Raw genomic sequence first — 7,227 nt, forward strand, 5'->3', positions numbered from 1 at the left:
TCAAAATTGCAAATAATAGCTTAAATTTGCAACTATATTATTGAAATAGGATATAAATCAATAATATAGTTGCTTTTTTATGCATAAAAGACTATTTTTAATAGGGGAATTAGAAAAGTGGTGGGAAATTCAACACTGCAAATAAGGAGGGGGAAGCCGTGAAGCTGGCAATTATAGCGGATGACTTGACGGGAGCGAATGACACGGGCGTTAAACTGGCAGAACGCGGCTTGCGAACCTCCGTCCTGCTTCGAATGGACGGACCGCTGCCCGGCGGCAGGGACGTGCTCGTATTGGATACGAACAGCCGCTCTCTGAAACGGGAATCGGCCTACGAAACGGTCAGGCAAGCGGCCGAGTGGATCAAGGAGCGGGGAATTCAGGACGTATACAAAAAGCTCGATTCGACGATGAGGGGCAATATCGGAGCGGAGCTCGACGCCGTCTACGATGCGTTCCACCCGGACTTCATCTTTATCGCTCCGGCGTTTCCGTCGAACGGCCGCAAAGTAATCGACGGCTATCTGTATGTGAACGGCAAGCTGCTGCATGAATCCGAAATGGCGATCGATCCGAAAACGCCGGTTGTGGAGTCCTATGTGCCCGATCTGCTGGCCAGACAGACGACGCGGCGAGTGGCACTGCTGGAGAGCGGGGTGCTGGAAGCGGGTCCGGATAGCCTGTCCGCCCGTCTGGAGCGGCTGGCGCGGGAGGGAACGCCTTATATCGTCTGCGATTCGACGTCCGAAGCGCATCTGGCCCGCCTTGCGGAAGCGGCCCGAGACTCCCGGTTTCGCATCCTGTGGGCCGGTTCGGCGGGACTCGCCCGCTATTTGCCGGGCCTGGCGGAAGGGGAGACGCCGGCAGAGCCGGATACCCCGGCGTTCCGCGCATCGTCGGGTCCCGTCCTGCTCGTGGTCGGCAGTGTCAACCCGAATACCCGGGAACAGCTTAAGCAGGTGCTCGAATCGTCCGAGGTATGCGGGATCGAGATGCGGGCAGAGCGGGCGTCGGGTTCGGACGAGGTTAGGCGGGCGGAGATCGACCGGGTATGCCTCGCGGCGGAGAACGCGCGGCTGAACGGGAAATCGCTGGCCTTGTATTCCTCGCTTTCGGCGCATGCGGCGTCCGCGGGGGCGGAGAAAGTTCCGGACAGCGATGCCATCGCCTCGGCCATCGGAGAGGCGGCGGCGCTCATTGTTCGGAGAACGGGAATCGACAGCCTTGTGCTGACGGGCGGAGATACGGCCAAGCAGGTATGCGTGCACCTGGAGATTGCCGATCTGGAGCTGCTGCGCGAGGCGGAGAGCGGAATACCGATCGGCATATTAAACGGGAAGAAGCGATATCGGGCCATTACCAAAGCGGGAAGCTTCGGATCGGGCGGCACGCTGCTTCGTCTGATCAGAATGATGCGGGGGGAGGAACCGTTATGAAGCCGATCATTGCGATTACGATGGGCGACGCGGCGGGCGTCGGTCCCGAGATCATTGTGAAAGCGCTGCAGTCGGAACGGGTCTATCGGATTTGCCGTCCGATCGTGATCGGTACGGCGGAAATTTTGCGACGGGCGATGGCGGTGACGGGCGTCGATGCCGAGCTGCGGATTGTCGGGACCGTGCCGGAGGAGGAAGGGGGACCGGGATGCATCTCGTGCATCGACCTCGCGCTGTCGGAGGAGGTTCCTTTCGGGAAAATCTCGGCGGCCGCGGGGGACGCGGCCTATCGCTATCTGGAGAGAGCGGTGCAGATGGCGCTGAACGGCGAAGTGGACGCCATCTGCACCGCTCCGTTGAACAAGGAAGCCATGCAGCTTGGCGGACATCGTTTTCCCGGGCACACGGAAATTTTGGCTTTTCTCACCGGAACGGAAGATTACTCCATGATGCTGTCGGCCCCCAAGCTGAAGGTGATTCATCTCACCACGCATGTCGGATTGCGGGAGGCCATCGACCTGATCAATCCGGAGAGAACCTACAGGGTCATTCGTCAGGCTCACGAGATGCTGTCCCGAGCGGGGCTGGAGGCTCCGCGCATCGCGGTCTGCGGGATCAACCCCCATGCGGGCGAGAACGGCCTGTTCGGCAACGGGGAAGAAGCGGAGAAGCTCGTCCCCGCTATCGAGAGAGCGAGAGAGGAAGGGTTGAACGTATCGGGCCCCTATCCGGCCGATACTCTGTTTTTCAGGGCGGTGCGCGGCGATTTCGACATCGTTGTGGCCTGTTACCACGATCAGGGACATATTCCCGTGAAAGTGCTTGGACTGGAATCCGGAGTGAATATTACCGTCGGTCTGAAAGGCGGGGTCGTCCGCACCTCCGTCGACCACGGCACGGCGTTCGATATTGCCGGGCTTAATCTCGCCGACGAAGGCAGCCTGCTGGAGGCCATTCGTTTGGCGAGCGAGCTGGCCCCTGTCGGAAAACGCGGTTAATCGCCCTGAACCAAGAGAGGAGCGAGACATTTCTATGCTGAAGCCTTACGGAATCATTCCGGCTCTCGTCACTCCGATGACGGAGGCCGGGGAAGTCAACGAGACGGCTCTTCGGGGGCTGGTCCGGCGCATGCTCGATCACGGCGTCCACGGCCTTTTTTGTCTCGGCACGAACGGGGAGTTCTTCGCGCTGGACGAACAGGAGAAGCTGACGGTCGCGGAGATTATCGTAGAGGAAGCGGCAGGAGCCGTGCCCGTATATGCGGGCAGCGGAGGCATCGGCACCCGGGAGACGATTGCGCTGACCCGCAAGCTGGAGAAGGTCGGAGTCGATGCCGTGTCGGTAATTACCCCGTATTTTCTCAAGTTCTCCCAGCGGGAACTGGCGGCCCATTACAGGGAGCTGGCCGCCGCGTCGCGGCTGCCGATCGTTCTTTACAACATTCCCGGATTGACGGGCAACGCTCTGCTTCCCGCTACCGTGGGGGAATTGGCGAAAATAGATTCCATTGCGGGCATCAAGGACAGTAGCGGAAGCTTCGACAATATGCTTCAATATTTGGACGCCACGGATGACGATTTTGCCGTTCTTGCCGGCACGGATTCTCTGATCCTGTCCGTTCTGCTGGCCGGAGGACAGGGAGCCATTGCGGCTACGGCCAACGTTTTTCCCGGCGCGGTTGTCGGAATCTACGAGAGATGGAGAAGCGGTGATATTGCCGGCGCGGAGTCGGAGCAGCGCAAGCTGCGGGGACTGCGCGAAGCGTTCGGTCTGGGGACGCTGCCTTCCGTGCTGAAAGAAGCGCTGGAGATGGCGGGCGTTCCCGCCGGTGCTCCGCGCAAGCCGGTTCAACCCTTGCAGGGGGAAGCCAGACAGCGGCTGCGCGCCGTGATGGAGGCTTACAGGGACAGAGGAGAACTGTAGGCCCCAAATCATCCGTTGGGACGGGAGGAGTAACCTATGGGAATTATGCCGTTGACACAACGGGGGATCTCGTCGAGCCGGCTTGCTTACGGCTGCATGGGGCTTGGCGGGGGACGCAATCGCAACGCTCTGACGGCGGAGGATATCGCTCTGGCGGAAGCCGCGGTAGAGGCGGCTCTCTCCATCGGCATCGGCTTGTTCGACCATGCGGACGTCTACGCACTGGGCAAGGCGGAGGCCGTATTCGGCGAAGCGCTGAAGCGGAATCCCCAATGGCGGCAAGAAATGAAGATTCAGTCCAAGTGCGGCATCCGCAATGCGGAAGGCGCCGCGCCGAAGCGATTCGATTTCTCCAAGGAGCATATTCTGGCATCCGTGGACGGCAGTCTCGAGCGGCTGGGCGTAGACTATTTGGACCTTCTGCTGCTGCATCGGCCGGATCCGCTGATGGAGCCCGACGAGGTGGCCGAAGCGTTCGATCGTCTGGAGACCGCGGGAAAGGTGCGCCATTTCGGAGTGTCCAACATGTCCGAGCGGCAAATCCGCTTTCTTCAACGCTCTCTTCGGCAGCCGCTCGTCGTCAATCAGCTGCAGCTTAGCCTAGGGCATCTCGACTGGATCGAGCACGGCGTTAACGTCAATCAGCGCAAGGGCATCGACATCAATTTTCAGGAAGGCACGCTGGAATATTGCCGCGCCGAAAATATTCAACTGCAAGCCTGGGGACCGCTGGCCAAGGGGTTATTTACCGGCAGGGCCGGAAGCGGCGAGCAGACCGAGCCGGTGCGTCAAACCGTTGAGCTCGTCCGGGAGATGGCGGAGGAATACCGAACCTCGCCGGAAGCGATCGTATTGGGCTGGGTCATGAGGCATCCGGCAGCGATACAGCCGATTATCGGCTCGACCCGGCCCGGGAGAATAGCGGCTTGCAAGGACGCTCCGCGGGTTGCCGAGGCGATGAGCTCCGGAGATTGGTACCGCTTGTTCGTTTCGGCCCGCGGCAAGCTGCTGCCTTAAGTCGAAGAATGGAGAGGAGCGAGAATACGATGGCAAGATGGGAAGGAATCGAACAGCCGATCAAGTCGGACGGACGAGTCGCGGCCGTTCCGGGAGGACGCGCCGAAGCTTACGTGCCGACCCCTTATGCGGTGAATCACGCCGCCGCTTTGCTGGAGCTTGCGAACGGAGACCTCTTGCTGGTGTGGTTTGCCGGAATGACCGAGGAAGGTCGCCGGGACATCAGCATCGTCATGTCGCGTTTGAATGCGGGCTCCGACAGGTGGACGCAGCCGGAGAAAATTTCCCGCGACGAGGAGAAGTCGGAGCAGAACCCTCTGCTCTTCCAGGCTCCGGACGGCAAGCTGCTGCTGCTTCATACGGCGCAGAAGGCGGCGGAGATGAGCAGGCGGGAATTCGAGCGGCTCTATCCCGGGCAGGTGTTTACGCGGCAGGAAACGGCGGAGATAAGGTGTCTGGTTTCCGAGGACAACGGCATGACGTGGGGGCCTTCCCGGACGATGTTCGGCAAGCCGGGTTCCTTCTGCCGAGCGCCGATTGCCGTATTGGAGAACGGGGATTGGATTTTCCCGATGTGGTACAGTCTGAGCGATGGCCGGACCAGCTATGGAAGCGATTACAGCGTCGTTCAAATTTCCAACGACAAAGGGGAAGCCTGGACCGAGTACCCCATCCCGGGAAGCAAAGGGCGGGTGCACGCTTCTATCGTAGAGCTGGGCGGCGGCAGCTTGATTGCTTTGTTTCGCAGCCGCTCCGCCGATAACATCTACATCAGCAGGTCTGCCGACTACGGGCGAACCTGGACGGAGCCGACCCGGACCGCTCTCCCGAACAATAATGCTTCGATTCGGGCAATCCGTCTGGCGAGCGGACGAATCGCCGTCATCTATAACCACCAAAGGGCGAACGACGATCCGGATTTGACGGTATGGCCGCGGGAGCGCGCTCCGATTACGCTGGCCATTTCGGAGGACGGTGGGCTGACCTGGCCCTATGCGAGAAACCTGGATCTCGGGGACGGTTTTATCGGGGAAGCGAACTCCCGATTCAACCGGCGCTACCATTATCCGTGGATCGTCCAGACGAAGGACGGCTTGATTCACGCAGCGTACACCTATGCCGGCGGAGCGGGGATCAAGCATGTCGTATTAAGCGAGGACTGGATTCTCGGTACGGCGCTGCAGTCGTAGGCGGGGGATCGTCGAAGATTTTCGCCGTCCCGGCGGCCTGTTCGGATAACGATGAAAGCGGGCGGTGCGGGAGAATGGGCAAGTCGAAGCGCGAGAAGGCGTTGATGGACGACTTCCTCTCCGACAACGATGCGGCGATCGAAAGACGGAGCGGCTTATGAAGAAGTGGCTTTTCGGATCGATTTGCCCGGGAAACCGTCCAACCTTGGACGGTTTTTTTTATGAAAATCTTGCAGTTATACATTTTATGGCGGTAAAATTGAAAAGCAACGAACCAAGTTATGACGCTTAGATAAGGGATACATACTGTTTCTAACGTTTGCTGCGTTCGGTTTGACGTGATAAAGAAAAGAGGAACTTCAGTGGGAGCAGTGTCCAGGCAAGCTGCAATCAGGAAAAAGGCAATGAAGGCAGTGACAGTGATTGTCGGCGGTTTTATAACGGCGTATGGCTTGGAAGCTGTACTTATCCCCAACAATGTATCGGATGGCGGCGTGACCGGCCTCAGCATCGTCGGGTCGCAATGGACCGATCTCCCCTTGGCTCTTCTGCTTGCGCTGATCAACATCCCTTTTATTTTTCTGGGCTATAAGCAGATTGGCAGAAGCTTTGCGATTTATTCGGTGCTCGGCATCGCGTCGCTTGCGATAGGCACGACGGTGATGCACCATATCCCGACGATTATTAAAGGCGATACGCTACTGGTTACCGTTGTCGGGGGCATTATTATCGGTTTCGGCATGGGGCTGGCGCTGCGCAATGGCGGTGCTTTGGACGGGATCGACATGCTGGCCGTATTGCTGTCCCGCAGAGTGCCGTTCGGAACGAGCGATCTGATTTTATTCCTGAACCTGTTCGTATTCGTGATCGTCTCGACGGTGTTCGGGCTTCAGGGCGCCATCCTGTCGGGAATTGCTTATTTTATCGCTTCCAAGGTCATTCATATTGTCGAGGAAGGATTCAGCGGCTCCAAAACCTATAAAATCATTACGAGCCAGGCGGAAGAGATGATTCAGACGATTCGCGACCGATTGGGGCGAAGCTCGACCTATACGTTTGTCCACGGCGGCTACTCCAACGAGCAGTTCAAAGAAATTACATGTGTGATCAACCGCCTTGAAGAAAGCAAAATAAGGGAAATTATTAACGAGGTCGACGATAAAGCCTTTATTATTGTGTATGATATCGCGGAAGTGAAGGGCGGAAATTTCCGCAAGCAAAATATCCATTAGATGGAATGGACGGAGCGGGACTCTTCGCCCAGAACAGCTTCGGCATTCCTCTCAATAAAATACGCCGAGTTCGCCCCAAGAAGCCGTCCAGAGCATGGACGGCTTTTTGGGGCCGCGATGCGGTCATAAGCAGGCTCGGATGGGGCGAATGTGTCATCTTGATGAACATGCCGCACTTTGTGATTATAATCACAATCTCTTTGATCAAGTGGCCTTACAATAAAGACATGAAAGACAGACCAGCAAACGAGGACGGTGATCCCGATGTCAGGCAAGCGATCTCGCACATCGGCGAATAAGAGGATACAGGCGGACGGATAAGCGGATTTCAAGCAAAGGCTTCGCAAAAACAAAAACAACATTAGGAGTGAGTGTCATGATGAAACTTTGGAGAGAACACCGCATAGCGGCCTTGATCGTAACGATCGT

The 7,227-nt window shown here is 57.9% G+C and carries 6 protein-coding genes; all 6 read left to right on the forward strand.

The genetic code is table 11. The features are described 5' to 3' along the window. Positions 1 to 158: 158 nt before the first annotated feature. The 6 genes from ACFFT4_RS18245 (at position 159) to ACFFT4_RS18270 (ending at position 6,798) form a co-directional block, all read left to right on the forward strand. Entirely contained in the window at positions 159 to 1,436 is a 1,278-nt protein-coding gene (locus ACFFT4_RS18245; RefSeq protein ID WP_378050050.1) for a four-carbon acid sugar kinase family protein, read from the forward strand. Continuing rightward, positions 1,433 to 2,434, forward strand: coding sequence for a 4-hydroxythreonine-4-phosphate dehydrogenase PdxA (pdxA, locus tag ACFFT4_RS18250; protein ID WP_378050051.1), 1,002 nt, complete (start codon positions 1,433 to 1,435; stop codon positions 2,432 to 2,434). Before ACFFT4_RS18245 ends, pdxA begins: the two co-directional genes overlap by 4 nt. Positions 2,435 to 2,468: 34 nt before the next feature. Further along, on the forward strand, positions 2,469 to 3,359 hold the full coding sequence (dapA, locus tag ACFFT4_RS18255) for a 4-hydroxy-tetrahydrodipicolinate synthase (protein ID WP_378050052.1): 891 nt from the start codon (positions 2,469 to 2,471) through the stop codon (positions 3,357 to 3,359). Between the two features lie 36 nt (positions 3,360 to 3,395). Beyond that, complete coding sequence (locus tag ACFFT4_RS18260) at positions 3,396 to 4,376, forward strand: aldo/keto reductase (protein ID WP_378050054.1); 981 nt, start codon at positions 3,396 to 3,398, stop codon at positions 4,374 to 4,376. 29 nt (positions 4,377 to 4,405) lie between these two features. After that, positions 4,406 to 5,566: a sialidase family protein gene (locus ACFFT4_RS18265; protein ID WP_378050056.1), complete on the forward strand. Its 1,161-nt coding sequence runs from the start codon at positions 4,406 to 4,408 to the stop codon at positions 5,564 to 5,566. A gap of 404 nt (positions 5,567 to 5,970) precedes the next feature. Beyond that, a complete protein-coding gene (locus ACFFT4_RS18270) occupies positions 5,971 to 6,798 on the forward strand; it encodes a YitT family protein (RefSeq protein ID WP_378050058.1) in 828 nt (275 codons plus the stop codon). Positions 6,799 to 7,227: the final 429 nt, after the last annotated feature.

This window comes from Cohnella cellulosilytica, from assembly GCF_042431195.1.
In the GTDB taxonomy this organism is placed as follows: domain Bacteria; phylum Bacillota; class Bacilli; order Paenibacillales; family Paenibacillaceae; genus Cohnella; species Cohnella cellulosilytica.

What these genes read in the sequence shown, in the direction of transcription:
- ACFFT4_RS18265 (WP_378050056.1), top strand. Translation starts at nt 4,406, where the DNA reads ATGGCAAGATGGGAAGGAATCGAACAGCCGATCAAGTCGGACGGACGA.
- pdxA (WP_378050051.1), top strand. Translation starts at nt 1,433, where the DNA reads ATGAAGCCGATCATTGCGATTACGATGGGCGACGCGGCGGGCGTCGGT.
- dapA (WP_378050052.1), top strand. Translation starts at nt 2,469, where the DNA reads ATGCTGAAGCCTTACGGAATCATTCCGGCTCTCGTCACTCCGATGACG.
- ACFFT4_RS18270 (WP_378050058.1), top strand. Translation starts at nt 5,971, where the DNA reads ATGAAGGCAGTGACAGTGATTGTCGGCGGTTTTATAACGGCGTATGGC.
- ACFFT4_RS18260 (WP_378050054.1), top strand. Translation starts at nt 3,396, where the DNA reads ATGGGAATTATGCCGTTGACACAACGGGGGATCTCGTCGAGCCGGCTT.